Origin of the sequence: Nocardia pneumoniae NBRC 100136 (assembly GCF_000308755.1) — a bacterium.
In the GTDB taxonomy this organism is placed as follows: Bacteria; Actinomycetota; Actinomycetes; order Mycobacteriales; family Mycobacteriaceae; genus Nocardia; species Nocardia pneumoniae.
Map to the genome: position 1 here is coordinate 73,458 of NZ_BAGF01000030.1, position 24,691 is coordinate 98,148.

Annotated in this window: 24 protein-coding genes and 1 riboswitch; of the genes, 6 read left to right on the top strand and 18 right to left on the bottom strand. The window is 71.1% G+C overall.

Features of this window, described 5'->3' with window-relative positions; all coding sequences use genetic code 11:
- Nucleotides 1–2 precede the first annotated feature (2 nt).
- On the bottom strand, nucleotides 3–1,136 hold the full coding sequence (locus tag ON34_RS09120; protein WP_040777000.1) for a polyprenyl synthetase family protein: 1,134 nt from the start codon (nucleotides 1,134–1,136) through the stop codon (nucleotides 3–5).
- A 183-nt stretch (nucleotides 1,137–1,319) separates the two neighbouring features.
- Between ON34_RS09120 and ON34_RS09125 the strand changes: the two genes are divergently transcribed.
- Entirely contained in the window at nucleotides 1,320–2,321 is a 1,002-nt protein-coding gene (locus ON34_RS09125; protein WP_040776841.1) for a methylenetetrahydrofolate reductase, read from the top strand.
- Between the two features lie 311 nt (nucleotides 2,322–2,632).
- Here the strand turns inward: ON34_RS09125 and ON34_RS09130 are convergent, their stop codons facing one another.
- From ON34_RS09130 to ON34_RS09185, 12 genes are all read right to left on the bottom strand, one after another.
- The gene (locus tag ON34_RS09130) at nucleotides 2,633–3,784 is read right to left on the bottom strand and encodes an LLM class flavin-dependent oxidoreductase (RefSeq protein ID WP_040776843.1); all 1,152 of its coding nucleotides are present in this window, start codon (nucleotides 3,782–3,784) and stop codon (nucleotides 2,633–2,635) included.
- Complete coding sequence (locus ON34_RS09135; RefSeq protein ID WP_040776845.1) at nucleotides 3,781–4,587, bottom strand: DUF1684 domain-containing protein; 807 nt, start codon at nucleotides 4,585–4,587, stop codon at nucleotides 3,781–3,783. The genes ON34_RS09130 and ON34_RS09135 overlap by 4 nt, the downstream gene beginning before the upstream one ends.
- Before the next feature lie 76 nt (nucleotides 4,588–4,663).
- Complete coding sequence (locus ON34_RS09140) at nucleotides 4,664–5,167, bottom strand: hypothetical protein (protein WP_040776846.1); 504 nt, start codon at nucleotides 5,165–5,167, stop codon at nucleotides 4,664–4,666.
- Nucleotides 5,167–6,780 (bottom strand): dipeptide ABC transporter ATP-binding protein, encoded by a 1,614-nt coding sequence (locus tag ON34_RS09145; RefSeq protein WP_040776848.1) that lies wholly within the window; start codon nucleotides 6,778–6,780, stop codon nucleotides 5,167–5,169. The genes ON34_RS09140 and ON34_RS09145 overlap by 1 nt, the downstream gene beginning before the upstream one ends.
- Nucleotides 6,777–7,589, bottom strand: coding sequence for an ABC transporter permease (locus ON34_RS09150; protein ID WP_373291893.1), 813 nt, complete (start codon nucleotides 7,587–7,589; stop codon nucleotides 6,777–6,779). Before ON34_RS09150 ends, ON34_RS09145 begins: the two co-directional genes overlap by 4 nt.
- Before the next feature lie 104 nt (nucleotides 7,590–7,693).
- Nucleotides 7,694–8,701 (bottom strand): ABC transporter permease, encoded by a 1,008-nt coding sequence (locus ON34_RS09155; RefSeq protein WP_051022300.1) that lies wholly within the window; start codon nucleotides 8,699–8,701, stop codon nucleotides 7,694–7,696.
- A 2-nt stretch (nucleotides 8,702–8,703) separates the two neighbouring features.
- Nucleotides 8,704–10,323: an ABC transporter substrate-binding protein gene (locus ON34_RS09160; protein ID WP_040776851.1), complete on the bottom strand. Its 1,620-nt coding sequence runs from the start codon at nucleotides 10,321–10,323 to the stop codon at nucleotides 8,704–8,706.
- Entirely contained in the window at nucleotides 10,320–11,426 is a 1,107-nt protein-coding gene (locus ON34_RS09165; RefSeq protein ID WP_040776853.1) for an LLM class flavin-dependent oxidoreductase, read from the bottom strand. Before ON34_RS09165 ends, ON34_RS09160 begins: the two co-directional genes overlap by 4 nt.
- Entirely contained in the window at nucleotides 11,423–11,944 is a 522-nt protein-coding gene (locus tag ON34_RS09170; protein ID WP_040776855.1) for a GNAT family N-acetyltransferase, read from the bottom strand. The genes ON34_RS09165 and ON34_RS09170 overlap by 4 nt, the downstream gene beginning before the upstream one ends.
- 4 nt (nucleotides 11,945–11,948) lie before the next feature.
- Nucleotides 11,949–12,908, bottom strand: coding sequence for an ABC transporter substrate-binding protein (locus ON34_RS09175; protein WP_373291890.1), 960 nt, complete (start codon nucleotides 12,906–12,908; stop codon nucleotides 11,949–11,951).
- 14 nt (nucleotides 12,909–12,922) lie between these two features.
- Nucleotides 12,923–13,690 (bottom strand): amino acid ABC transporter ATP-binding protein, encoded by a 768-nt coding sequence (locus ON34_RS09180; RefSeq protein WP_040776859.1) that lies wholly within the window; start codon nucleotides 13,688–13,690, stop codon nucleotides 12,923–12,925.
- On the bottom strand, nucleotides 13,687–14,688 hold the full coding sequence (locus ON34_RS09185) for an amino acid ABC transporter permease (protein ID WP_040776861.1): 1,002 nt from the start codon (nucleotides 14,686–14,688) through the stop codon (nucleotides 13,687–13,689). Before ON34_RS09185 ends, ON34_RS09180 begins: the two co-directional genes overlap by 4 nt.
- A gap of 108 nt (nucleotides 14,689–14,796) precedes the next feature.
- Nucleotides 14,797–14,890: riboswitch (SAM riboswitch) on the bottom strand.
- A gap of 370 nt (nucleotides 14,891–15,260) precedes the next feature.
- Here ON34_RS09185 and ON34_RS09190 point away from each other — a divergent pair.
- Nucleotides 15,261–15,962, top strand: coding sequence for a hypothetical protein (locus ON34_RS09190; protein ID WP_040777008.1), 702 nt, complete (start codon nucleotides 15,261–15,263; stop codon nucleotides 15,960–15,962).
- A gap of 87 nt (nucleotides 15,963–16,049) precedes the next feature.
- Here ON34_RS09190 and ON34_RS09195 read toward each other — a convergent pair whose 3' ends face one another.
- From ON34_RS09195 to ON34_RS09215, 5 genes are all read right to left on the bottom strand, one after another.
- Complete coding sequence (locus tag ON34_RS09195; protein ID WP_083889252.1) at nucleotides 16,050–17,216, bottom strand: glycosyltransferase family 2 protein; 1,167 nt, start codon at nucleotides 17,214–17,216, stop codon at nucleotides 16,050–16,052.
- A 35-nt stretch (nucleotides 17,217–17,251) separates the two neighbouring features.
- Complete coding sequence (locus tag ON34_RS09200; RefSeq protein ID WP_051022316.1) at nucleotides 17,252–17,998, bottom strand: LppM family (lipo)protein; 747 nt, start codon at nucleotides 17,996–17,998, stop codon at nucleotides 17,252–17,254.
- A gap of 259 nt (nucleotides 17,999–18,257) precedes the next feature.
- The gene (locus ON34_RS09205; RefSeq protein WP_040777018.1) at nucleotides 18,258–19,019 is read right to left on the bottom strand and encodes a carotenoid biosynthesis protein; all 762 of its coding nucleotides are present in this window, start codon (nucleotides 19,017–19,019) and stop codon (nucleotides 18,258–18,260) included.
- Nucleotides 19,020–19,324: 305 nt separating this feature from the next.
- Nucleotides 19,325–20,890: a phytoene desaturase family protein gene (locus tag ON34_RS09210; RefSeq protein ID WP_040776863.1), complete on the bottom strand. Its 1,566-nt coding sequence runs from the start codon at nucleotides 20,888–20,890 to the stop codon at nucleotides 19,325–19,327.
- Between the two features lie 7 nt (nucleotides 20,891–20,897).
- Nucleotides 20,898–21,509, bottom strand: coding sequence for a GNAT family N-acetyltransferase (locus tag ON34_RS09215; protein WP_040776865.1), 612 nt, complete (start codon nucleotides 21,507–21,509; stop codon nucleotides 20,898–20,900).
- Nucleotides 21,510–21,677: 168 nt separating this feature from the next.
- Here ON34_RS09215 and ON34_RS09220 point away from each other — a divergent pair, with 168 nt between their 5' ends.
- The 4 genes from ON34_RS09220 to rsmH all read left to right on the top strand — a co-directional run bounded on the left by ON34_RS09220 (nucleotide 21,678) and on the right by rsmH (nucleotide 24,682).
- Nucleotides 21,678–22,118 carry an SAV_6107 family HEPN domain-containing protein gene (locus ON34_RS09220; protein ID WP_051022301.1) on the top strand — a complete coding sequence of 147 codons (441 nt, stop codon included), beginning with the start codon at nucleotides 21,678–21,680 and terminating at the stop codon, nucleotides 22,116–22,118.
- Between the two features lie 125 nt (nucleotides 22,119–22,243).
- Nucleotides 22,244–22,660, top strand: coding sequence for an SCO2097 family morphological protein (locus ON34_RS09225; RefSeq protein WP_040776867.1), 417 nt, complete (start codon nucleotides 22,244–22,246; stop codon nucleotides 22,658–22,660).
- Nucleotides 22,661–23,075: 415 nt separating this feature from the next.
- A complete protein-coding gene (gene mraZ / locus ON34_RS09235; RefSeq protein ID WP_040776870.1) occupies nucleotides 23,076–23,507 on the top strand; it encodes a division/cell wall cluster transcriptional repressor MraZ in 432 nt (143 codons plus the stop codon).
- Nucleotides 23,508–23,707: 200 nt separating this feature from the next.
- Nucleotides 23,708–24,682: a 16S rRNA (cytosine(1402)-N(4))-methyltransferase RsmH gene (rsmH, locus tag ON34_RS09240; RefSeq protein ID WP_040776874.1), complete on the top strand. Its 975-nt coding sequence runs from the start codon at nucleotides 23,708–23,710 to the stop codon at nucleotides 24,680–24,682.
- Nucleotides 24,683–24,691: the final 9 nt, after the last annotated feature.

Here is a 24,691-nt window from a genome sequence, read left to right on the forward strand (position 1 = left end):
GATCACGCGGCGCGCTTGGTCGCGGCCAGCGCCATCGCGCGCAGCCGTTCCTTCGCCACGGGCGTCGCCGAACTGGCTTCGATGGCGGCCAAACCGCTGTCGGTGAGTTCGGTGATCCGGCGCTCCACCTCGTCGACCGCGCCGAGCTCGATGAGCAGCGCGCGCAGCCGCTGCACCGCGTCCGCGCTCAGATCGGTGCCGATACTGGTGCGCAGCAGCGCGGCCGCGGCGGGGTCACCGGCGTCGGCGCGGCGCAGCGCCTCGGCCAGCAGCACGGTGCGCTTGCCTTCGCGCAGGTCGTCGCCGGAGGGCTTGCCGGTCACCGCCGGATCGCCGAACACGCCGAGCAGGTCGTCGCGCAGCTGGAAGGCGATGCCGATGGCGGTGCCGAACGTGCGGTACGCCTCGATGAGCCCCGGTTCGGCATCCGCGATGGCCGCGCCCAGGTGCAGCGGGCGTTCGACGGTGTAGGCGGCGGTCTTGTACCGGTTGATCCGCAGCGCGGCCTCCACCGATTCGTCGGCGCCCGCCTCGCCGTTGATGTCGAGCAGTTGGCCGCCGAGCACCTCGGTGCGCATATCCGCCCACACCGGCGCGAACCTGGCGATGGCCGCGGGCGCGAGACCGGACCGGTGCACCATGTCATCGGCCCAGGACAGCGCCAGGTCCCCGATCAGGATGGCCACGCTGGTGCCGAAGTGGGCCGCGTCGCCGGTCCAGCCGCGGTCGCGGTGGCGCTGCTCGAAGTCGACGTGCACGGTGGGGAAGCGGCGGCGGGTGCGCGAGGAGTCGATGATGTCGTCGTGGATCAGCGCGCAGGCCTGGACCAGTTCCAGCGCCGAGCAGGCGGTGAGCACCGCGGCCGCCTCCGGTCCGTGCGGATCGCCGTCCGCGCCGAGCCAGCCGGTCCACGCGAACGCGGGCCTGGTGCGTTTCCCGCCGCGCAGCACGAACTGCTCCAGCGCGTCCGCGGCCTCGACGAAGACCGGGCCGAGACGCTCCACGGTGTCGCGACGGGTGGCGAAGAAGCTGGTCAGCGCGTCTTCCACGGCGGTGACGAAGGCGGGGGTGCCCGGCCGCGGCACGGCGGTCTGCGGCGTTTGGGTACCGGTTCCGGCGGACAGGGGAGCCTCCAAGGTCGTGCGGATGGTGGACGCACTCCGTTGCGGGGTGCCCGAGCGCTGCGGGTGATTCGCGGCCGAGCGGAATCGGTCGCGCGTGTCGTCCGGCGTGGCGAACATGCCACCTCGGTCCGAAGAATACGCGGGCGGTCCGAGCGACCCGACGGCGCTGCCACCGGTCACCCTTACACTGAACCGGTGACTTTCGACAACGTGCGGGGAAGCTCGACCCCTGGCCAGCCCTCCCGGACGCAACCGAACGTCTCCGCCACACCCTCGGTCGTCCAGAGTCTGCGGGCCCACGCGGGCCGCGTGGTGCCGTTCTCGGTGGAGTTCAATCCGCCCCGCGACGCCGCGGCCGAGGCGCGGCTGTGGCGCGCCGTGCGGCAGTTCGAGTGCATGCACCCGGCGTTCGTGTCGATGACCTACGGCGCGGGCGGCTCCACCCGCGACCGCACCGTGCGCGTCACCGGCCAGCTCGCGCAGGAGACCACACTGCTGCCGGTCGCGCATCTCACCGCGGTGGAGCACAGCGTCGCCGAGCTGCGCTCGCTGGTCGGCGCGTACGCCGACTCCGGCATCCGCAACATCCTGGTGCTGCGCGGCGACCCGCCGGGCGATCCGCTCGGCGAGTGGCACAAGCATCCCGAGGGCGTCTCCTACGCCGAGGAGCTGGTGCGCATCGTGCGCGATCTCGGCGATTTCCATGTCGGCGTCGCCTCGTTCCCGCAGGGCCACCACCGCTCGCCCGACCTGGAGACCGACACCGCGTTTCTGGCCGCGAAACTGCGCGCGGGCGCGGAGTATTCGATCACCCAAATGTTCTTCGACGTCGAGCACTACCTGCGCCTGCGGGATCGGCTCGCGGTGTTCGACCCGATCGAGGGCGCCAAGCCGATCATCCCGGAGCTGATGCCGATCACCTCGCTGCGCACCGTCAAGCGCGCCGAGGAACTGTGCGGCAGGCCGCTGCCCGCCGCCGTCATGGACCGGCTGCGCACGGCGGCGGGCGACGGCCCCGAGGAGAACGCGGCCGCGGTGCGCGCGGCGGGCATCGAGATCGCCACCGAGATGGCCCAGCGCCTGATCGACGAGGGCGCCCCGTGCCTGCACTTCATCACGCTCAACTTCGCCAAGGCGACCAGCGAGGTGCTCACCAACCTCGGCTACGGCGTCACCGCCGCACCGATCAGCGCCTGAGCGGCGGAGTCCGCCGCCCTGCGTCGAGCAGAGCGCGGCATGCCGCCGTTGGATGGGCATGCCGACGCCGATTACTGGCCCGCAAGCGCCTCCGTCGGTGTAGTCGGCGGTGACAATATGTTTTTGTGCGCACCACGGTCGGCGTGCCCGCTGAGTTGATGCGGGCGGCCAAGATCGCCGCCACCGAGCGCGGCGTCAGCCTGAAAGAGCGGCCGACCTGGCCACACTCGATCGCAAGCTCGCGGCGCGCTATCCATCCGTTCGCGTCCGGACTCCAGGTGTATCGAACTGACGCGTCCGGCGGTGGTGTTTCAGGCGGCGCGGGCCGCGCGCAAGCCCCACGCCTCGGCGAGCAGCCGGTGCGATTCCAGCCGGTCGGCGTGCCGATGGGTGATGCTGGTGACCAGCAGTTCGTCGGCGGCGGTCACCTTTTGCAGCGCGGCGAGCCGCTCCACGACGGTGTCCGGTGCGCCGACGAACTGGGTGGCCAGGCGATCGTCGACCAGGCGGCGCTGCTCCGCGGTGAGCGGTTCGATGGTCGCCGGGTCCGGGTAGGGGGCCGCGCCCGCGCCGCTGCGGATGCTGTGCACCCAGTGGCCGTAGCTGGCGGCCAGGTGCCGCGCGGTCGCGTCGTCGTGCGCCACGACCACGTCCGCGGAGATCACCGCGTACGGCTCGGCCAGGATCGCGGAAGGGCGGAACGCCGCCCGGTAGGACTCGATCGCGTCCAGGGCGGTGCCGGGCGAGACGTGATACGCCGCGGCGAACGGAAGACCCAGTCGCCCGGCCAGTTCCGCACTCTCGCCCGCGGTGCTGCCGAACAGCCACAGTTGCACCTGCGCGCCCTCGCCCGGAACCGCATGGAGCGCAACACCTTCCGGGCTGACGAAGGTGCCGTCCAGCAAGGCCCGCACCTCGTCGACCTGCTCGGCGAAGTCCAGCGGCTGCGCCCCGCGCTGCTGTAGCGCGCTGAGCGAGGCGATGAACTTCGACCGGTCCACGATGCGTCCTGGATCGAACGGCGGCGGAACCACGACACCATCGCGGATCTCGGTGCGGCCGGTCACGGAATCGCCCACGGGTTTGCCGCCTTTGGGCCGTGCCGCTTCCGCGCCGAACTGGCCGCGGCGATGACCCGAACGGCCGAGACCGAGGTCGAGCCGCCCCGGGTACAGCGCGTCGATCGTGCCGAACGCCTCCACGATCGAGGCCGACGTGTGGTGGCCGACCTGCACGGCCGCCGAACCCACCCGGATGCGCGTCGTCGCCGCCGCGACCAACCCGATGAGCGTGATCGACGACGAGCTCGCCACCGAGACGAAGTGGTGTTCGGCCAGCCAGTACCGGTGGTAGCCCCACTGTTCGGCGTGCTGGGCCAGATCGATGGTGTTGCGCACCGCCTGCTGCGGGGTCGAGCCCGCGCTGACCGGGGAGAGGTCGAGGATCGATAGGGGAACGCTCATGCCACCCGCCCCTGCCGGGGGGCCTGTTCGCCCGCCTCGATGGCCACGCGCAGCCGGTTCTGCGCGGGCGCCACCGGGCAGGTCGCGAAATCGGTGAACGCGCAGGGCAGATTGGCCGCCCGGTTGAAGTCCAGCACCACCGTGCCGTCCGCGCCGGGTGCGCCGACCGCGAGCGAGCGCGCCGCGGGGTAGGTGGTGACACCGCTGGTCGCGTCGGTGAACAGCACCCGCAGGTGGTCCGGATCGCCGAACGCGACGACGCGTTCGGTCGCCTCGCCGATGCGGAATTCGATGGTGCCGGAGGCGTTGTGGTGGTGTTCGAGGCCGTCGACCACGGCGCCGGTGGTCACGGTGTGCGGTTCGTCGAACGGCGTGTACCGGCCGTGCACGACCCAGCGCGGGTCCGGCGCGTAGGCCGGGATTCCGGCGAAGCTCCGCAGGCCGGGCGCGGCCGGGTCGTGCACGCGCACGGCGTAGCGGCCGGTGCGGCGGATCACTTCGAGCACCCGGTTCTCCTGCCGCACCCGCAGTCCCGGCGCGCCTTCGGCGGGCGTGATGATCTGCACGCCCGCGATGCCGAGGCCGTCGTACTCCAACCGGTCGGCGGGCTGGGCGGTGATGAACACCTTGTCGTCGGTGACCCACCAGGTGCCAGGCACGTCCGGCAGCCGCTCGGGGCGGTCGGTGAGCCAGTGCAGTGCGGTCAGGCTGAGGAAGCCGAGCGGGTCGCGCAACTGGTCCTCGCGCGCGTGGTGCCAGCGCGCCCACTCGGTCTCGAAAACGCTGGTGATGCTGGTGGTCATGAGGCTGTGGCTCCTTCGGGGTGGTGGTGATCGCGCAGGCCGAGACGGTCACGCGGGGTGGTTCGGCGGCGCGCCATCAGGCCGTGCCGTCGGCGTCGATCTGCTGACGCAGTGCCGGGTGGACGCCCGCGCCGGCCACGTCGGGCGCCGAGAACAGCGCCTGCTGCCACAGCTCGGTGCGCCGCCGCGTCAACCGGCCGACGCGGCGATTCCGTTCGGCGCGCCGCGGCGCGGCGGGGTGCACGCGCCCACCGTCGGGCGTCTCGGCGGTGCGCGGCGCGCGCAGGTGGGTGCGCCACCACCGTGCCGCGCCGGTGTCGGGCTCGGCCGGGATGTCCGGCCCGGGGAACGGTTCGGCGTCGGAGTCGGCCGGTTTCCGGTGGGAGAAGGCGGAATACACCATCTGGGCGATCCTTTTCGGTGGGTGCCACCACGTGCTCGGCTCGTGGCCGGTGGTGGGCTCCGGTGTGCGGATACGGGTGGTCGTGGCGGGCGGGGCCGGTTCGGGTCGGCTGCGGCATGGCGCCCGGTGTTCGCGCCGGTTCAGCACCCGGCTGTGGCGGTAGGTCGGGTTCGGCATCAGGAAGCTTCTTTCCCGGCCGGGACGGGGATGGCTGACAGCAGCTCACGCGTGTACTCGTGCCGCGGGTTGTCGAAAATGTCTGCGGTGCGGCCGCTTTCGACGATCCGGCCGTGGCGCAGCACCGCGACGTGATCGCTGATCCGGCGGACCACCGCCAGATCGTGCGAGATGAACAGGTAGCTCAGCGACAGCTCGGCTTGCAGGCGGTCGAGCAGCTCGAGGATCTGCGCCTGCACCGACGCGTCCAGCGCGGAGACCGGTTCGTCGAGCACCAGCAGCTCGGGATGCAGGGCGAGGGCCCTGGCGATGGCGACGCGCTGGCGTTGTCCGCCGGACAGTTCGGCGGGTCGGCGCTGCGCGAACTCCGCGGGCAACGCGACCTGCTCGAGCAATTCGGTCACCCGTTCCCGGCGCGCCGCGCGCGCACCGATCCCGAACGCGCGCAGAGGTTCCTCGATGATCGCGCCCACCCGCCAGCGCGGGTCCAAGGAGGCGTACGGGTTCTGATACACCACCTGGAAGCGCTTGCGCAGCGCACGCAGTCGCGCGCCGCGCACCTGCGACAACTCCTGGCCGTCGAAGGTGACTTCGCCGCGGTCGGGTTCGGTGAGCCGCAAGGCGATCCGGGCCGTGGTGGACTTGCCGGAGCCGGACTCCCCGACGAGCGACAGCGTCTCACCTCGGCCGAGCTCGAATCCGACTCCGGCCACCGCGGTCACCGTGTCGCCGCCCTGCGCACGGAAGGTCTTGTGCACCTCCCGCAGGACCAGCAGCGGCTTGCCGTCCCTGGGTTCGGCGGCGCGGTAGGCGCCCGGCGGAGCCAGGCTCGGCGAGGCGGCGAGCAGTCGCTTGGTGTACGGATGGCGCGGCGCGGCGAGCAGCTCGGCGGTCGGACCGCTCTCCACCACCTCGCCGCCGCTGAGCACGACGAGCCGGTCCGCGCGTTCGGCGGCCACGGCCAGATCGTGGGTGATCAGCAGCACCGCCGCGCCGCGCGCCGCGATCTGCTCCGCGAGCCGGTCCAGTACCCGTCGCGCGACGGTGGCGTCCAGTGCGCTGGTCGGCTCGTCGGCGATGACCAGGTCGGGTGCGCAGGCCAGGGCGGCCGCGATCAGCACCCGTTGCCGCTGACCGACGGACAGCTCGTGCGGGTACTGCGCCGCGCGCAGCCGCGGGCGGTCCAGCCCGGCGTCGGCCAGCAGTTCGATCGCTCGCGCTCGCGCCGCCGTGCGGGCCGCCAGCCCGTGCACGATCAGCGCTTCGGCCACTTGGTCGCCGACGCGCCGCACCGGGTTCAGCGACAACCCCGGGTCCTGCGGGACGAAACCGATCCTGGCTCCGCGCAGCCGCCGCAGCGCGCGTTCGGACCCGGTGTCGACCACCGAGCCGTCGAAAATGACGGTTCCGCCGGTGATCTCGGCGTTGGCCCCGAGCAGCCCGATCACGGCTTGGGCGAGTGTGGACTTGCCGGAGCCGGACTCGCCGACCAGCGCCACCACCTCGCCGCGGGCCACGGTGAGCGAGACACCCGCCAGCGCGGTGACCGGCCCGGAATCGGACCGATAGCGCACCCGCAGGTCCTCGACACGTAACAGCGGAGCCGGGCTCATGCGTTCTCCCCCTTCGCGATGGCGCGCCCGAGGCGCTGAGCGGCGAGGACGACGGCGATGATGACGAAGCCGGGGAGGGTGGTCATCCACCAGGCGGTCGCGAGATAGTTGCGGCCTTCGGAGATCAGCGTGCCCCACTCGGGGGTCGGTGGTTTCGCGCCGTAGCCCAGGAAGCTCAGCGCCGACACCGCCAGCACCGCCATGCCGAACTCGACCGCGGCCAGCGCCAGCACCGGCTGGTAGGCGTTGGGCAGCACGTGCCTGGCCAGCACGGTGTACCAGCGGACGCCCGCGGCGTGGGCGGCCTCCACATAGTCCGCCTGGCGCACCCGCAGCACCTCCGAACGCATCACGCGCGCGAAATTGGCCACCAGCGAAATACCCACCGCCACGGCCACATTGCGGGTGCCGAAGCCGAGCGCGGTCACCAGCGCCAGCGACAGCAGCAGCGAAGGGACCGACAGCAGCACGTCGACCAACCGCATGACGATCGCGTCGACCACGCCGCCGATCGCACCGGACAGCAGACCCAGAACCGACCCGGCGACGAGCGCGATGCCGACCGCGGCCAGGGTGGCGGTCAGCGAGAGCCCCGCGCCGTGCACCATCCGGGTGTAGAGGTCGCGTCCGAGATTGTCGGTGCCGAACCAGTGTTCGGCGCTGGGCGCCTGGAACTTCCGCGCGGGGACTCCGGTCAGCGGGTCGCCGCTCGCGAACACCGACGGCGCCAGCGCCCAGCCCACGGCGAGCAGCGCGACGGCGCCCGCCACCAGCAGTCCGGCATTGCCGCGCAACCATTTCCAGCGCACGGCCGGTCGCCGCAGGCCGGTCAGGACCGCGCCGCGGCGTTCCTCGGTCACGTCAACCACGGGTCGTCACCTCCTCGGCACGCGACGACGGGCGAGGGCAAGTGTCAGGCACGGATGATCGCCTCCTCGGCGGCGTCGACGGCGATGTGCTCGGACTCGCGGTCCGCGCCGCCGCGCGACCGCGCCGCGATGCGCGGGTCGAGCAGCGGGTAGATCAGGTCGACCGCGAGGTTCACGCTGACGAACACCACCGAGGTGAGCAGCACGATGCCCTGCACCACCGGGATGTCCTGGGCCAGCACGGCGGTCTGGGTCAGCCGCCCGACGCCCTGGCGGGCGAAGACCGTCTCGACCACGACCGATCCGGCCAGCATGTTGCCGACCAGGACGCCCGCGATGGTGAACGCGGGCACGCTGGCCGGGCGCAGCACGTGGGTGCGCTGCACCCACCAGCGTGACCCGCCCTTGGCCAGCGCCACGTCGACGAACGGCTGACGCCACGTGGTTTCCAGCCCGGCGGTGAGCACCTGCGCGATCACCGCGCCGATCGGCAGGGCCAGGGTGAGCGCGGGCAGCACCGTCCCGGCGAAACCGTGGCCGCCGAACGCGGGGACCAGCCGCCAGTGGAACGAGAACAGTTGCAGCAACAGCAGTCCGGTCCAGAAGGTCGGTACCGACACCCCGAGCGACGGCAGCGCGGCCAGGGCGTTGCGCAGCCACGGGCGCCGGGTGTAGGTGGCCGCGAACGCGACCGAGACCCCGCCGAGAACGGCGAAGAGCAAGGCCGTGCCGGTCAGTGCGAGAGTCCCGGGCAGTGCGTCGCCGATCGCGTCGGTGACCGGCTGGCCCGTGACGATGGAGTGTCCGAGATCGCCGCGGAGGGCGTGCCCGAGCGCGGTCCAATACTGATCCCACAGCGGCCGATCCAGCCCGTAGCGGGCTCGCAGCTCGGCGATGGCGGCCTGGTCCACCGGCGTGCCCGCGCCGCCGCCGTCGGCCGCGATCGACACCGGGTCGGCGGGCAGCAGGTACAGCACCACGAACGACAGCGTGAACGCCGCCCACAGCACCCAGACCGCCTGCACCGCCCGCAGGGCCGGATAGCGCGCCATGGCTACCGCCCGCTCAGCCAGGTGTCGAAGAACTGCAGCCGCGCCGAGGCTTCGAACTTCAGGTCCTGGGTGTTCGCGCCCACTCCGATCGCCTGCGACAGCTCGACCGTGGGAATCCACAGCCCGGCATCGAGGACCTGCTGCTGCGCGGTGCGGATCAGCGCGTTGCGTGCCGCGGTGTCCACGGTGCTCAGCTGACCGGTCAGCGCATCGTCCAGCGCGGGAATCGGCTCGCGGGCATTGAGATTGCGGCCGTCGACACCGAACGAGGTGCGCAGGATGTCGCCGTCGGCGCGGGTGCTGTTGTAGTAGGCGGTGTCGAAGTTCTTGGCGTTCTGCCTGGCCGTGGTCTCCGCGGCCGACACCAGGTCCAGCTTCAGCTCGACCCCGACCTGCCGCAGCTGCTGCTGCACCAGCTCGATGATCGCCTGGTTGCCCGCGAAGACCTGACTGAACAGCACCGAGAAGGACAGGCGCTCACCGTTCTTGGCGCGGATGCCGTCCGCGCCGGGCACCCAGCCAGCCTGGTCGAGGATGCCGCGCGCCTTGGCGGGATCGTAGGCCAGGCGCGCCGAGAGATCGGTGTAGCCGGGCGTCTTGCTGGCCAGCGCGCTGGTCGCGGGCTTGAACTGCGGGCCGAGCACGGTGTCGACCAGCTGCTTGCGGTCGATGGCGGGCAGCAGCGCCTGGCGCACCGCGGGATCGCGCAGCGGTCCGCGCGTGACGTTCGGCTGGAACCCGAACGGCACACCGGGATTGGCGGTGCTGAGCACCCGCCCGCCCCCGGCTTCGATCTGCGGCGCGTCCTGCGGCAGCGCGTCGCTGATCGCGTCCAGCTGCCCGGAGGCGAGGCTGCCGGTGCGCACGCCGGATTCCGGCACCACGGTGAACTCGATCTTGTCGAGGTAGGCCTCGCCGCGGTGCGCGAACACGGCCGAACCCCAGTGGTAGCCGGTGCGCTTGGCCAGCGTCACCGCCGCGTCCTGGCGGTAGGCCGCGTAGGTGAACGGCCCGCTGCCGACGTTGTCGCCGAGGCAGCGCTGCTCGGCGGGCTTGGCCGTGGTGACGTCGGCCAGGATGCCGAGCTGCGTGGTCGAGGACGCCTGCAGGAACTGCGCGTTGGGCTTGCCGAACTCCACCCGCGCGGTGAGCCGGTCGACGGCGGTGGTGCCGACGTAGTTGGTGAGATAGCTGCTGCCCAGCGGCGCTTTGCCCCACCCTAGCTTGACGACCGAGTCGAACGTGTTGCGCACCGAGTCCGCGGTGAGCGGCGTGCCGTCGCTGAAGGTGACGCCGTCGGTGAGATGGAAGGTGAACACCTTCGCGTCCGGGCTGACCTCCCAGCGCTGCGCCAGCCACGGCTTCAGCTCGCCGGTGGCCGGATCCTGGTCGGTCAGCGAATCGACGATCTGCCTGGCCACGTAGATGGTCTGGTTGGTGCCCGCCTGCGCCGGATCCGAGCAGGTCGGCGCCTGCGACAGGCCGTAGCGCAGCGTGCCGCCGGGCTGGGGCGGGCCCGCGTCGCCGCCGGGCGCGGCCGAATCACTGCCGCAGGCGGCCACCGTGGTGGCCGCGGCAAGCGCGCCTGCCAGCGCGAGGATTCGGTGACGGGATCGGATCACGGGGCAACTCCAGATACTTCGGTGTGGGCGAGCTCCTCGCCCGATACGGGATCGGCGACGCCGGTCGCCAACGGTCGGCTGGGAATGCGGCGGCGCAGTTCGGGCGCCACTTCGGCCTGGAACAGCTCGAGGCCGTCCAGGTACTGCCGTTCGGGGCGTCCGTCGCGTTCGGCGGACAGGTGGATGACTTCGTGACCGAGCCGCTCGTGCTGGCGGCCGACCTTGTCGATCACCTGCTCCGGGCTGCCGATCAACGCCGAGCTGCGCGCCACGAAGTCGTCGAGGGTCTCGAACACGACGGGCAGCCCGAGCTTGCGCGCCAAGGCCAGTCGCGCCTCGAAGATCGGCGCGAAGGCCGCCCGCGCCTCCTGCGAGGTGCGCGCCACCTGGAATCCGGCGGTGCCCGCTCCGACGAGCGCGTCGGCCGGATCGTTGCCGTGGAACGCCCAGCGTTCCCGGTAGTGGCGCACCAGCTCGGCGTAGGGCTCGATCGGATTGGTGACGTTCGCCGAGAACAGCGGATCGCCGTGGCGCGCGGCCAGTTCCACCGAATCGCGGCTGGTCGCGCTGCCGTGCCAGATCCGAACCTTCGGTTGCAGCGGCCGCGGCAGCGCCTTGGCCTCGCGCAGCGGCGGACGGAACCGCCCGGACCAGGTGACGCTGTCGCTGGCCCACAGCGCGCGGAACAGCTCGTAGCCGTCGCGATTGCGATCCCACTGGTCGTCGGTGGTGACGTGGAACAGCTGCGCCTGCGCGGCGCCGTTGCCCTTGCCGATGATCAGCTCCAGGCGGCCGCCGGAGAGGTTGTCCAGCGTCGAGTAGTCCTCGAAGGCGCGCACCGGATCCAGCAGGCTCAGCGTGGTCACCGCGGTGAACAGCGTGATCCGTGAGGTCACGGCGGCCAGGTGCGAGAGGATCACCGGCGGCGCGGCGGACAGGAACGGGTCCTCGTGCCGCTCGCCGACGGCGAACCCGTCGTAGCCCAGCTCTTCGGCCAGTCGCGCCTGGGCGACGACATCACGCAGGCGCTCGCGGGTGCCGGGCAGGCGGCCGGTCCGCGGGTCCGGCACCCGGGTGACGAGGGTGAACAGCAGGAACTTCATGCGGTCGCTCCCAAACTGGCGGCGGGCAGGTGCTTTTCGAACGGGTGCGGGCCGATCTGCTCCGCGGGCAGGTCCGGGTCGTACAGCGGGAGGTAGCCCGCGGCGAGGTAGAGGCCGACCGCTTCGGGCTGGCGCGGTCCGGTGGTCAGGTAGACGCGCCGGTAGCCGCGGCGGGTGATCTCGGCCTCCAGTCGATCGAGCACGAACCGGCCGAGCCCCTGCCTGCGGTGCTCGCGGGACGTCCAGATCCGTTTCAGCTCAGCGGTCCGCGCGTCGTAGCGCTGAAACGCGCCGCCCGCCACCGCCTCCCCGTCCCGGGTGACGACCAGCAGGGCGCCGTGCGGCGGCGCGAACGCCGTGGCCGGGTGCTCGCGCAGCGAGGCGTGCACTTCGCCGGGCGTGCGGCCGTACCGGCTGCTGTATTCCAGCGCGAGTTCGGCCAGCAGGGGCGCTGCCAGCGGGTCGTCCTGGGTCACCCGGTGCACGCGCAGTGTCGCGGTCGAAAGCTGCGGTGTCACCGGCTCACCGCTTCTTCGGCAGGCCGGGCGGGTTGATCCGCGACTCGGTGACCGTCTCGCTCCGCAAACCCCAGCGGTCGATCACCTGCTGATAGCTGCCGTTCTCGATGGCGTGGGCCAGCGCGTGCTGCACCGCCCGGATCAGCCCGGTGTCCTTCTTGGTGAGCACCGCGATCTCGCCTTGCAGCGCCTCGCCCGCGCCGGAGAAGGTGGCCACGATCTTGGTCTGCTTCGCGGTTGCCGCGTGGTAGATCGCGGTCGGGTTGGGGCCCAGATAGCCGTCCAGCCGCTGCGAGGCCAGCGCCAGGTAGTAGTCGGTGGTCTGCTGGAAATAGGCGATGTCGATCGGCGCGAGGCCCTCGGCCCGGTTCTGCTCGTTCCACTTGACCAGCAACTGCTCCTGGTTGGTGCCGCTGCCGACGCCGATCCGCTTGCCCGCCAAGCTGGTGCGATCCTTGTAGTCCAGCGTGCTCTGGATCGGGATCTCCAGCGCGACGTTGTCCTTGCGGTAGGTCGCGAAGTCGTACTTCTCCTTGCGCTCCTCGGTGACGGTCACGTTGGAGATGAACGCGTCCACCTCGCCCGAGTCCACCCGCACGAAGTTCTGCGACCAATCCGCCACCTGCGCGTCGAGTCGCAGGCCGAGGATGTCGGCGATCAGCGAGGCGAAGTCGACTTCGGAGCCGACCACGGTCTTGTCGTCGGTGGCGTAGAACCGCAGCGGCGGCGCGGCACCGGCCGCGCCGGTCACGATCAGGGTGCCGCGGTCGCGGATCGCCTGCGGCACCTCCGCGGCGATGGCGTCGACCTTCGCGGCTCGGACCCGGCCGGACTGGGCGGGGGACAGGTCGAAGGTGATCGACCCGGCGGGCTGCGCGGCGGAGTCCGCCTCGGGTTCGGCGCAGCCGGTGGCCAGCAGCGCGACCGCGGTCGCGGCGGCGGTGACCAGGGCGGAAAGCTTCATCGGATACCTGTTCATCAGCGGACTCGGGAAAGGAAGGCGCGGGTGCGCGGGTGTTCGGGGTGCTCGAGGACGACCGAGGGCGGGCCCTGCTCGACGATGACGCCCTCGTCGAGGAACACCACGGTGTCGGCGACCTCGCGAGCGAAACCGATTTCGTGGGTGACGATCACCAGGGCGGTGCCGCCGTGCGCGAGGTCGCGGATCACGTCGAGCACCTCGCCGACCAGCTCCGGGTCCAGCGCGGAGGTCGGCTCGTCGAACAGGATCACCCGCGGCCGCAGCGCCAGCGCCCTGGCGATCGCCACCCGCTGCTGCTGCCCGCCGGACAGCCTGCGCGGATAGGCATCGGCGAGGTGTCCGATGCCGACGCGCTCGAGCAGGTCCTTCGCCTCGCGCTCGACGTCGGCGCGGTCGCGTCGCTGCGCGGAAAGCGGTGCCAGCGTGACGTTGTCGAGCACTGTGAGGTGCGGGAACAGATTGAACTGCTGGAAGACGAACCCGATCCGGGAACGCTGCTTGCGCACCTCCCGGTCCGGCAGCGCGTGCAGCCGGTTGCGGCGCAGGCGGTATCCGATCAGCTCGCCGTCGATGCGCACGGTGCCCGCGTCCAGCGATTCCAGATGGTTCACCACGCGCAGCAGGGTCGACTTGCCGGAGCCGGACGGGCCGATCACCGCGACCACCTCGCCGGAGCGGACGGTCAGATCGATACCGCGCAGCACCTCGTGCGGGCCATAGGATTTCCGGACGCCGCGAACCTCGACGGCGGGCGTGGCGGTCATCGGGTCGCTCCGCGCGGCGCGCCGGAGCCGATCTCGGCGACTTCCCGCAGCTTCTGCCACGCGCGCCGCAACGGCGACGGCGGCGGAGTGCGGTGCGCGCCTTTGGCGTAGTGGCGCTCGATGTAGTACTGCGCCACCGAGAGCACGGTGGTGAGCACGATGTACCAGACCGTCGCGACCATCAGCAGCGGCACCACCCGCCCGTTGCGGCCGTAGATCACCTGCACCTGATAGAACAGCTCCGCGATCGCCATCACCGACACGATCGAGGTGCCCTTGAACAGGCTGATCACCTCGTTGGTCGCGTTCGGCAGGATCGAGCGCATCGCCTGCGGGGCCACCACGGTGCGGAACTGCCGCAGCCGCGGAATCCCCAGCGCGGCGGCCGCTTCCAGCTGGCCCGCGTCGACCGAGATGAACCCGGCGCGGATGATTTCGGCCGAATACGCCGCCTGGTGCAGGGCCAGCCCGATCACCGCGGCGGTGAAGCCGCTGATCACGCCGTTCACCTCGAAGGTGAACAGCGCCGGGCCGAACGGGATGCCCACCGAGAGCGTCTGGTACAGGTAGGCGATGTTGAACCAGAACAGCAGCTGCACGATCAACGGGATGGAACGGAACGCCCAGATGTAGACCCACGAGATCACCCGCAGCACCGGATTGTTCGACAGCCGGGCGACCGCGAGCGCGGTACCGAGCAGGAACCCCAGCGCGGTGCCCCAGACGGTGAGCTCCATGGTCACCCGCAATGCCGCCAGCACCGATTTCGCCGTGACGTACCGCGCGAACGTCGGCCAGTCCCAGCCGGGATTGGTGGCGAGGCCGTGCGCGAACTGGGCGAGCAGGACCAGAGCGACGGCGCTCACCACCCATCGCCAGGGGTGGCAGGTCTTGGCCACGGTGGGCGTTGCAACCCCTGCGGTCGCGGCAGCGGGCGTGCCGATCGGGGCCGGATCGCCGAGCGGGGCGGCATCGGGTGCCGCGGCGGACGCGGTCATGCCCGTACCTCTCCGGTGCCCGGTTCCGGCATGACCGCGAACACGGCTGTGTCCATTGCCCGCTCGCCGCGCTCACTCCGTGACGGGTCCTCGATGATCACTTCGGTTCCTCCATCGGTCCCGGCGGAAGCACCCGCACCCGGTGACCGGGGGGTTGCTGCGACGTCGACGAGCCAGGTCTCTCGGTCGCTCTGGATGGTTGGTGCCGACCCCGCGTCAGCCGATGTCAGGGTCGAGCCGAATCATGATGCCCAGCAAGCGAACCCCTGGACAAGAGAAGTAATCACCGTGAGCGTAGACCTTGTCGCGCCCGGATTCATCGGATCTTTGTAGTAGCCAGGAATGCGCTGCCGGATCGAGCCCGGCGCGTCATCGCGCACCGGCGCGTGGCGCGGGACAGCGGTGGTCCGGTGAGCATACGGCCTTGCCCGTCAAGGGTCGATCAACGCCGTCGATCCGATCCGGGCAAACTGGACTGCTCTGAAATTGCTGGGCTCAATCTCAGCTGTTGAGTGCGTTTGCCGGAGTACTGTGCCCCTCGATCGTTCCGCCGATGAGGAGGTTTCGTGATCATGTTGCGCCGTCTGACCATGTTGTCCGCTGTCGCGACCGGCTCGGTCGCTATCGCGCTCGCCGGACCCGGCGCCGCGCTCGCGGCCCCGGACGACCCGGCTCCCGCAGTCTCCGACCACACCACGCAGACCGCCGCGCCCGGTGATCTTTGGGGCGTCTACAACTCCGCGGTCAACGCACTCCGCACGCTCGGCATCGAACCGTTCCTGTACCCGGCCGCCGCGGCGCTGTGCCTCGACAACACGACCCTCGGCCTGGCGCCCGCGGTGGCCGGCTCCATTCCGGGCCCGTGGCCGAAGAACACCGTGCAGATCCCCGGCCTCGACCTCAACGCCGTCAAGGCGGGGCAGGCCATGTTCACCTTCGTGCCTTACGGGCTCGGGCCGGACGGTCCGAACACCGCTGGCATGCAGGTCGCCTGGGTCAACCTGAACAATGGGCGCAGCGGCACGGCCACCATGGGGCCGCTGTCGGAGGTCGCCCGCGCGATGATCCCCGCCGCCGTTCCGCCGGAACTGCGACCCGCCGCGGAGGAGGCGATCCGGGACTTCCTCTTCACGTCGCTGCCGATGGGCGGCGTGCGCGCGGTCCCGGTCGACACCGGCCGTGGCACCGTGCTCGCCGCGGTGTTCGGCACGGTCCAGAACGGCGCCAAGTCCTGCCACTTCTTGCCGACGGTCGGACTCACCACCGTGCCATGAGGTTCGGCCGGTAGCCCTGCCCCGACCATGGCGACGGCTGCCGGGGGCGCGGTCGTGCGGGGAGCGTCGGCAAGTGAACCGCGAGCGCTATTCCAGAGGGCGCCCTTTCCAGCGCACCGTGCCCCGGCGGCGGGCACGGTGCGAACGCGCCCACAGCAGCAGGTACGCGCCCACCGACACCGGATGCGCCAGGGCGGCAAGGACATCCGTGTAGCGGAGCGGTCCCCCGGTTTCCGTCGAACGGGCCAGCAGCCGACCCGCGACGGCGGCGAGATAGCCGAGCTGGCCGGTTCGCCGGACCGGGCCGCTGCCGAGCACGGCGGCGGCGGGCGGCAGCCAATAGGCAAGGGCGGCAAGCGCTCCCACCGCGGCTCCGCCCGTTATCGTGCCGTCGTAGGCCGACCAGAGCCAGCGGGTGTAGCCCGCGTCCAGTTCGCCTGCGCCCCGGTACATCCTGGTCCGCGCGAGCGGTCCCGCCGCCACCAAGGCCGTGCGGTGACCGACCCGGCGCAGCGTGCGCGCGATATCGAGATCCTCGGTGACGCTCCCGGCCACCGCGGCGTGGCCGCCCACCGCGCGGTAGGCGGCGTTGTCGAACACGAGGAATTGGCCGCAGGCCACCGCCGTGGACGGGCGCAGGCTCCGATCGGCGGCGTCGATCGGCAGCGTCGAGGCCCACGACCAGCACAGCAGCGGCTGCACCACCGCCTCGGCCGCCGACCCGGCCAGCTGGTGCGGCCACGGCGAGACCAGCGCGACGCCGCTTCTGCGCAGCGCGCCCACCGCCGCCGCCAGAGCGGTCGGGGCCAGGCGCACATCGGCGTCCAGGAAGATCAGCACCGGCGTCGCCACACCCTCGGCCAGCCGGACGCAGGCCGCCGCTTTGCCGGTCCAGCCGGGGTCCGGGTCGGACTCGGTGCGCAGCACGGTGAATCGGGGATCGCCATCGATCGCCGCGCGTGCGGCGGCGGAGGTGTCGTCGGTGGAGCCGTCGTCGAGGATGCGCACCGCCAGGCGTGGAATCCCCAGCTGGGCGCGCAGATCGGCGATCAGATCCGGTAGCCGGTCGGCCTCGTCGCGCGCCGGGACGCAGACGGTGACCGGTTCGATCACCGTCGTCGGCGTATTCGCCAACCGCGGCACGGTGAACCGGTTGTATAGCGCGACACCCGCGCCGAGCGCCGCCAGCGCCGTGGCGCAGGTGGGCAGGACGGAGTTCGCGCGCAACGTTTTCGGCCGATCGGCACTCACCATGGGCGCCACGCTATCCCGGGGCACCGACGGTCCGCTCAGTGATTCTGCGTTACCGAGCGCCACCAGCGGCTCAGGGAGAACCCTTCCGGCGCACCGGGCGGGGCGGGGTTGCGGTCCAGATAGGCCAGGGCGGCGATGATGGCGGCCACCGCGAGGGTGATGCCGCCGACGATGCCGGCCCAGCCCGCGAACGAGCGGGTGTTCGGGTCGGCGTAGCTGACCTCGGCCCGGAGCGTGGAGACGTCGCCGGGCGGCAGCTTCCAGGACACCACGTTGTCGCCCTCGCGGCTGCCGTTGGTCTTCGCGACCCGGGCCGGGAACGCGATGGTGAACTGCACGTCGGAGCCGTGCGGCGGAACGGATTTCAGGTCGACCCGGCCGGCCAGGGTGACCAGGTCGCCGGTGCGCTGGAATTGCAGCTGGAACATGCCCTGGGTCTGCTCGGACAGCTGCCCCAGCTGCTGCACCTCGCCGAAGGACAAGTCCTCGAAGAACACCTCGCTGCCCGCGTATCCGTCCTGGGCGTACGGCTCCACCCGCACCTTCGCGGCGAGCGATTCGGGCGCCTTCAGCTGCGGACCCTTGTCGTCGGGGCCGGTGGGCACCACGGCGGCGACGATCCGTCCGGACACCCGGTCGTTGGACGACAGGCCCATCGAAACCTGCACCCGCAGGCAGCTCGCGAGCACCGGGACCAGCAACGCCGCCAGCAGGACGGCCGCCGCGACCCGCACGCCGCGGCGTGGGCCGTTGCGCTGCGGGCGATCCGGGGCATCGGACATCGTGGTGACGGAACTCGGCTGCACGGGTGACATCGTGCCAGGCCATCGGTCCGGAATGAAACGCGCCAGTCGTGACGCGCGTCGGCCGGACAGCGGCCCGATGGCGGCCGTGTGCCGTCGCGGCCGTGCTCAGGTTCGACCAGGCGTTCCGCGTGGGTCCGAGCTGTGGGGGCACAAAGGTGAAACATGGCATGCCCGCACGGCGGCGCTGAAGGCCAGGCCGGGGACCCACCTGCCGCGGCGAGCGGGTCGCGCCTGGTCAGGGCCGCGCGCGAGCCAGGACAACCAGCAAGGGCGCTCCGAGCACACCCATCCCGACCAGGCCGTAACCCGCGGACGACGGCAGGCCGAGGAACGCGGCATGGGCCAGCGCCGACCCCAGCCAGGTCCACAGGAACAGCGCGACCGGCACGGCGAGCGCGCTCGCGCGGTCGCTTCGCGGCGTACGGACGGGATCGGGCGCCGCGCGTTCCCAGGCCGCCAGCAATCCCGCCATCACGAGTGCGACACCGAACCAACCCAGATAGTTGGTGTACGGAATCTGCGCCAGCCCGGGCAGGCCGGAGCTGGTGTCGCACCAGGTCCACTGCCCGTCGGCGACCATTTGCGGATCCAGGAACAGATCCCAGCCCACCGCGCCGAGCGCGGTCAGCGCGATCCGCGACGCCGTGCGTCGCGACACCATCCCGGCCACCACCCACACCGGATACATCCCGCCGGTCCAGGCCAGCGGAACGATCAACGGCACGTCCAGCAAAGCCGGACCGAGCCGGTCGCTCGCATAGGCATAGCAGCCGAACGGCAGGCCCGTCGCCGTACCGATCACCTCGGCCAGCAGCCCGACGCCGGAGACGAGCACCAGAAAGCCGACCGCATACCGAATTCCCCTGGTCGCGGTCGCATGCGCCAGCGCGGCACCGGCGGAGAGCAGCACGACCGCGGCCGTGATCCGGTCGCGCGCGCCGCCCGCGGTGAGCGGATAACCGATCTGCGCGACAACCGTCAGCGCGACGAGGACCACCGGAAAGAGAAATCGCGGCGAACGGAACCACTGATGCTCGGCGGTTCTTGCGGGATGTTCGCGTGTCGGTTCCGTCCGGCCCGCCGCCGCGCGTGGTGAGTGGTCCGGGTGTGTCATCGTCGGAGCCAGCGTGGATGTCGGTGCTGGTTCTGCGGGGGATGTCGATTCGGTTCGGTGTGCCGCCGCGCGCGGTGAGTCGTCCAGGTGTGTCATCGTCCGAACCGCCGTGGATGTCGGTGCTGGTTCTGCGGGGCGTGTCGATTCGGTTCGGTGTGCCGCCGCGCGCGGTGAGTAGTCCGGTTGGGTCATTGTCCGAACCACCGCGGACGCCAGTACCGACGCAGGTCGCGCAGGGCGAGCCGGGCGGCCGTGCGGCCGCTGGCCCCGGAGACGCCGCCACCGGGATGCGTGGACGCGCCGGTCAGATACAGGCCCGGCGCGCCGGGTACCCGCTGCCGGGACAGTTCCGGCAGCGGACGCCACAGCATCATCTGGTCCAGCGACATCTCCACGTGCATGACGTTGCCGCCGACGAGCCCGAGTTCGCGCTCCAGGTCCACCGGCGTCTGCACGTGCCTGCGCAGCACCGCGTCGGCGAAACCGGGTGCGTAGGAGTCGACTTCGGCGATGATCCGGTCGCCCTCCCGCTGCGCGAGCGCGGCCCAGTCGCGGCCGTCCGCCAGCCGGTACGGATGCCACTGCGCCCACAGCGACAGCTGGTGCTCACCCGGCGGCGCGATGGTCGGGTCCAGCGCGGAGAAGCTCATCGCCAGCACCACCGGCCGTGGCGGCAGCTCCCCGGCCAGCGCCGCGCCGTGCGCGCGGCGCAGTTGCGCTCGATCGGACACCAGGAATTGCAGGCCCCGAGCGGAGTCATCGGCCGGGCTGCCCGGGTAGCGGGGCAGGGCCGCGGCGGCGACCCGCACCACCATCCCGATACCGGGACCGACCCGGATGCGCCGCCGCCAGTCGTCCAGCCGCGCGGCGTCGAATCCGCCGTCGCGCAGCAGATCCAGCGTGGTCAGCACGTGCGCGCCCGCGATAACGATGTCGGCGCGCAGTTCTCGGCCCGACGTAGTGTGCACCCGCCAGCCGTCGCCGACGCGCCGCAGGGCGGTCACCGCGTCGCCCGCGTGCACCACTCCGCCGTCGGATCGCAGCCGCGCCACCAGGGCCTCGGTCAGTGCGCCGCTGCCGCCCACCGCGCGGCCCGGCGGCAACGTGTGCAGGAGCGCGGCGAAGCCGACCATCGGCGCCGTGCCGGGCTCCGACATCGGCGGCCCGGACTGCGCGCCGAACCAGGCCAGCGACGCTTTCAGCCGTTCGTCCTCGAAGCAGGTGTCCAGCAATGCGTCTCCGGATTGCAGGAACTCCCGCGACAGCGCGCTTCCGCCGTCGTCCGCGTCAAGCCCCCAGAACGACCGCACCAACCTGCCCGGCGTCGGCCCGCCACCGAAGGCCCGCATCACGCGAGCGCTGCGCGGCCCCCACACCTGGACGAACCGCCGATACGCCGCCGCGTCCCGCGGACCGCAGGCCGCCGCGATCGACGCGCACGTCGCGTCCAGGTCGCGGTGGAACACGATGGCCGGGCGGCCGGCATGGGCGGGCGTGAATCCCCATGGGTCGCAGTCGATGTAGCGCAGCCCGAAGCGGTCGAGCTCCAGCTCCTCGATGATGCCGGTATGGCGGATCATGATGTGCGCCGACGAGCCGCGATCGACCCGATGGCCGGGGAAGCGCTCCACCGTCGACACCGCGCCGCCGAGCACGTCGTCGCGTTCGAGCACCTCGACCGCGTGCCCGGCGCGGGCCAGGTAGCACGCGGCGACCAGGGCGTTGTGCCCCGAGCCGACGACGACTACCGACACGTCGCCCTCATAGCGGCAGTCGCCTGCCCAGGATCGCGAACGGCCGGTTGTCCCCGGCGAACACGAAGTTGCGGACCACGTCGGTGAATCCCTCCCTGCGATACAGCCGCCAGGCGCGGTTGTCCTCGCGGTCGACTTCGGGGGTCGACAGCAGCACGGCGCGCTCGGTGCGGTCGCGCAGCAATCGTTCCAGCAGCGTGGCGCCGATGCCGCGGCCCTGCGCGGTGGGATGCACATGCAGTTCGGTCAGCTCGAAATAGTCCGAGAGCAGTTCGCGCGCGGAGTGTTCCGGCCAGCCCGAGCGCCGCATTCCGCTGTGCACCTGCTGGTGCCACCACTGGTGGGCGGCGCCGCGGTAGCCGTAGGCGATCGCGACGATGGGCGCGCTGCGCAGATCGATCCGGCCCGAGTCGTCGGGCACCACGGCGGCGACGGCCTGCCAGCCGGGGCGGGTGGTGTGCTCGGTCCACATCGGCGCGCGATGGTGCTCGGTGCCGCGCGGATAGTCCATCGCCGCGACGTAGACCGCCAGCGCGTCGTGCAGCCGGGAGCGCAGCGCCGCCACCGAGAGGTCGACGACGGCGGGTGCGGGTGTGTGATTGGGCTTGACGGCGGTCATGGCTCTCGTCGGTCGCGCGGACGCGGAAGTTTGTCGGTGGGCGTCTCTATATTCAAGCTCAATTCAAACGTTCGAATACCTGTTCGGTCCGAGTGGTGCTGGAATGCGGTGGGGCACGCCCTCTCCAGTGCGGGCCCGGACCACGGTGCGCGAGGTGGAGGGACGGCGATGTCTGGTCGAGTGGAACACCCGGGGCAGCCCGGCCGGGCCGGCAAGCTGCTGGAGCGGGCGGACGGTTTGCTCATGCAAGCGGCGGGGGAACGCGATCCGCGGGAGCGGTTCCGCACCGCCTACCTGGCGGCGCTGCGTGGTGCGGGCGCGGTGCTCGCCCTCACGGGCGCCGACGCCGCGCCCCGGGCGCGCTCGCGCAACGCGTGGGTGCTCCTGCAGCGCGCCGCGCCCGAGTTCGTGATGTGGGCCGACTACTTCAGCGCGCGCTCGGAGATCCGGGCCGCGCTGGAGGCGGGCCTGGACCGGAATGTCGACGACCTCGAGGCCGACGAGTTCGCTTCCCGGGTGGGCGCATTCCTCCATGACGTGGAAGATCTCCTCTCGGCGTCGGCTCGGCTGCGACCCGCGCCGGGCTGGACCGGCGGCATGACCGCTTAGTTATCGTCGACTAGGTGGTCTGGCCCTGATCGAACTCGTATCATTGGTGTCAGATAGCCGCCAAGGTCGGCTATCTGTCGCCTACCCGGAGGCGACAGCCACGTCCTAGTGCCGGGGGAGGTACCGTGCCACTCTCCGAGCACGAGCAGCGCATGCTCGAACAGATCGAGAGCGCTCTCTATGCTGAGGATCCCAAGTTCGCCTCGACCGTCCGCGGCGGACGGCTTCGTTCGTCCTCGAGTCGTCGCAGACTCCAGGCCGCGGCGTTGTTCGTCCTCGGCCTGTTTCTCCTCGTCGCGGGAATCGCGGCGCCCGTGAAGCCCGGCGGCTTCCCGATCATCAGCCTGATCGGGTTCATCGTCATGTTCGGTGCGGGTGTGCTTCTGCTGCTCGGCACCTCCAAGAGCGTCGCCAAGAACGACCGGTCCGGCGGCGACGCCTCCGCGAGCGGCGGTTCGGGCGGACGTGGACGCCAGCGCAAGTCCGGTGGCTTCTCCGAGCGCATGGAGGACCGCTTCCGTAGACGGTTCGAGCAGGAATAGCTCGCCCGTAGCCGGATAACTTCAGTACGGACGGCGACGCCGCACCGCAATGGTGCGGCGTCGCCGTCTCGTGCGTGCGGAACACAGTTGTGTGGATGATCTTCGGGCGGGACTTCCCGCTTCCCCCACACCTCCCCACAAACTTCCCCCACCACGCCCCCCGCGGCGGTCCTCGTCCGGTCCATCAGGGCGTTTGCTGGGTGTTTTCGGATGTTTGTCCCAGGGGGCCGCGCGTGTCGGCAGAACTCGCGAAAAGTTCTCCACGCCGGTGATAGCTGGGATGACCTGCGGAATCGTCTGGGTCGGGAGCCAGATCACCGCCTGTTTCGATTGAAAGTGGGGGAAAGTGGGGTAATGTGGAGCGCGCAGTACGGAAGGGCCGACCATCGAGGTGATCGACTAGGGAGGTATCGAGATGTTTCTCGGTACCTACACACCTCGCTTGGACGACAAAGGGCGACTCACGTTGCCTGCGAAGTTTCGAGACGATCTGGCGGGAGGGTTGATGGTCACGAAGGGTCAGGACCACAGCCTTGCCGTGTACCCGAAGGAAGAGTTCACCGCGCTCGCCCGGCGGGCCGCGGCCGCGTCTCGAAGCAACCCGCAGGCTCGGGCGTTCGTCCGGGCCCTCGCGGCCGGAACGGACGAGCAGCGTCCGGACGCGCAGGGCCGGATCGTGTTGTCGGCCGACCACCGTCGCTACGCCAACCTGAAACGGGATTGCGTGGTGATCGGCTCGGTCGACTTCCTGGAGATATGGGACAAGCAGGCGTGGGAGTCCTACCTCGCCGAGCACGAGGAGGACTTCTCGCAAGCCAGAGACGAGTCGCTGGGCGGAATCTTCTAGCCGCGGGCGAACGAGTGCCGCGCGGTCTCTGCCCGGACGCGGACCCTGACGTACTTCCCCGACGCCAGGTGCCGAGGTTCGGTCAGAGACCACGGGGCATTCGTATCCGTATCGAGAGCACTCGGTATCAGAATTCACTGTGTAGCAAGGCGACCCGTGTGCGGTGCGCGACGACGCGAGGCAGACTCCGGGAGGTCGAGGTGAACCGTGAACAGCGCGGCCCCCGCCATGTTCCGGTTCTGCTCGAACGGGCCGACGCGTTGCTCGGCCCGGCTCTGTCCGAGCCCGGCGCGGTCTACGTCGACGCCACGCTCGGCCTCGGTGGTCACGCCGAACACTTCCTGCGCACCTACCCGCACATCCGTCTGGTCGGGCTGGACCGCGACACCACCGCCTTGAAACTGGCCCGCGAACGGCTCGAGCCGTTCGCGGACCGAATCACGTTGGTGCACACCCGCTATGACGGCATCGCCGACGCGCTGACCGAAGCGGGACTGCCCCGCACCGGATCGGTCTCGGCGATTCTGATGGACTTGGGCGTCTCGTCGATGCAGTTGGACGAGGCCGAGCGCGGCTTCGCCTATTCCGTCGACGCCCCGCTGGACATGCGGATGGATCCGACCAGCGGGCCCACCGCCGCCGACGTGCTCAACACCTACAGCCACGGCGAGCTGGCCCGGGTGCTGAAAACCTACGGCGAGGAACGCTTCGCGAGCCGGATCGCCGCGGAGGTGGTCCGGCGTCGCAAGATCAAGCCGTTCACCACCAGCGCCGAACTGGTGGAACTGCTGTACGCCACGATTCCCGCGGCCACCCGCCGCACCGGCGGGCATCCGGCCAAGCGCACCTTCCAGGCGCTGCGGGTGGAGGTCAACCGAGAGCTCGATTCGCTGCGGGCCGCGCTGCCCGCGGCGCTCGCCGCGCTGCGTGTCGGCGGCCGCATCGTCGTGATGTCCTACCAATCGCTGGAGGACAAAGTGGTCAAGCAGGAGCTAGCCGCGCACACCACGTCCAGGACTCCGGTGGGCCTTCCGGTCGAACTGCCGGGCATGGGACCTGAGTTCCGGCTGCTGACTCGTGGCGCGGAGAAAGCGACCGAACAGGAGATAGCGGAGAACCCGCGTGCGGCGCCGGTGCGGATGCGCGCCGCGGAGCGGATCCAGGAGGCGCGATGAGGAACCATC

Excerpts from the sequence above, each read along its gene's own strand:
- ON34_RS09130 (WP_040776843.1), bottom strand. The coding sequence starts at position 3,784 with ATGAGCGTTCCCCTATCGATCCTCGACCTCTCCCCGGTCAGCGCGGGC.
- ON34_RS09135 (WP_040776845.1), bottom strand. The coding sequence starts at position 4,587 with ATGACCACCAGCATCACCAGCGTTTTCGAGACCGAGTGGGCGCGCTGG.
- ON34_RS09140 (WP_040776846.1), bottom strand. The coding sequence starts at position 5,167 with ATGCCGAACCCGACCTACCGCCACAGCCGGGTGCTGAACCGGCGCGAA.
- ON34_RS09145 (WP_040776848.1), bottom strand. The coding sequence starts at position 6,780 with ATGAGCCCGGCTCCGCTGTTACGTGTCGAGGACCTGCGGGTGCGCTAT.
- ON34_RS09155 (WP_051022300.1), bottom strand. The coding sequence starts at position 8,701 with ATGGCGCGCTATCCGGCCCTGCGGGCGGTGCAGGCGGTCTGGGTGCTG.
- ON34_RS09165 (WP_040776853.1), bottom strand. The coding sequence starts at position 11,426 with ATGAAGTTCCTGCTGTTCACCCTCGTCACCCGGGTGCCGGACCCGCGG.
- ON34_RS09175 (WP_373291890.1), bottom strand. The coding sequence starts at position 12,908 with ATGAAGCTTTCCGCCCTGGTCACCGCCGCCGCGACCGCGGTCGCGCTG.
- ON34_RS09180 (WP_040776859.1), bottom strand. The coding sequence starts at position 13,690 with ATGACCGCCACGCCCGCCGTCGAGGTTCGCGGCGTCCGGAAATCCTAT.
- ON34_RS09185 (WP_040776861.1), bottom strand. The coding sequence starts at position 14,688 with ATGACCGCGTCCGCCGCGGCACCCGATGCCGCCCCGCTCGGCGATCCG.
- ON34_RS09190 (WP_040777008.1), top strand. The coding sequence starts at position 15,261 with ATGTTGCGCCGTCTGACCATGTTGTCCGCTGTCGCGACCGGCTCGGTC.
- ON34_RS09195 (WP_083889252.1), bottom strand. The coding sequence starts at position 17,216 with ATGGTGAGTGCCGATCGGCCGAAAACGTTGCGCGCGAACTCCGTCCTG.
- ON34_RS09200 (WP_051022316.1), bottom strand. The coding sequence starts at position 17,998 with ATGTCCGATGCCCCGGATCGCCCGCAGCGCAACGGCCCACGCCGCGGC.
- ON34_RS09215 (WP_040776865.1), bottom strand. The coding sequence starts at position 21,509 with ATGACCGCCGTCAAGCCCAATCACACACCCGCACCCGCCGTCGTCGAC.
- ON34_RS09220 (WP_051022301.1), top strand. The coding sequence starts at position 21,678 with ATGTCTGGTCGAGTGGAACACCCGGGGCAGCCCGGCCGGGCCGGCAAG.
- mraZ (WP_040776870.1), top strand. The coding sequence starts at position 23,076 with ATGTTTCTCGGTACCTACACACCTCGCTTGGACGACAAAGGGCGACTC.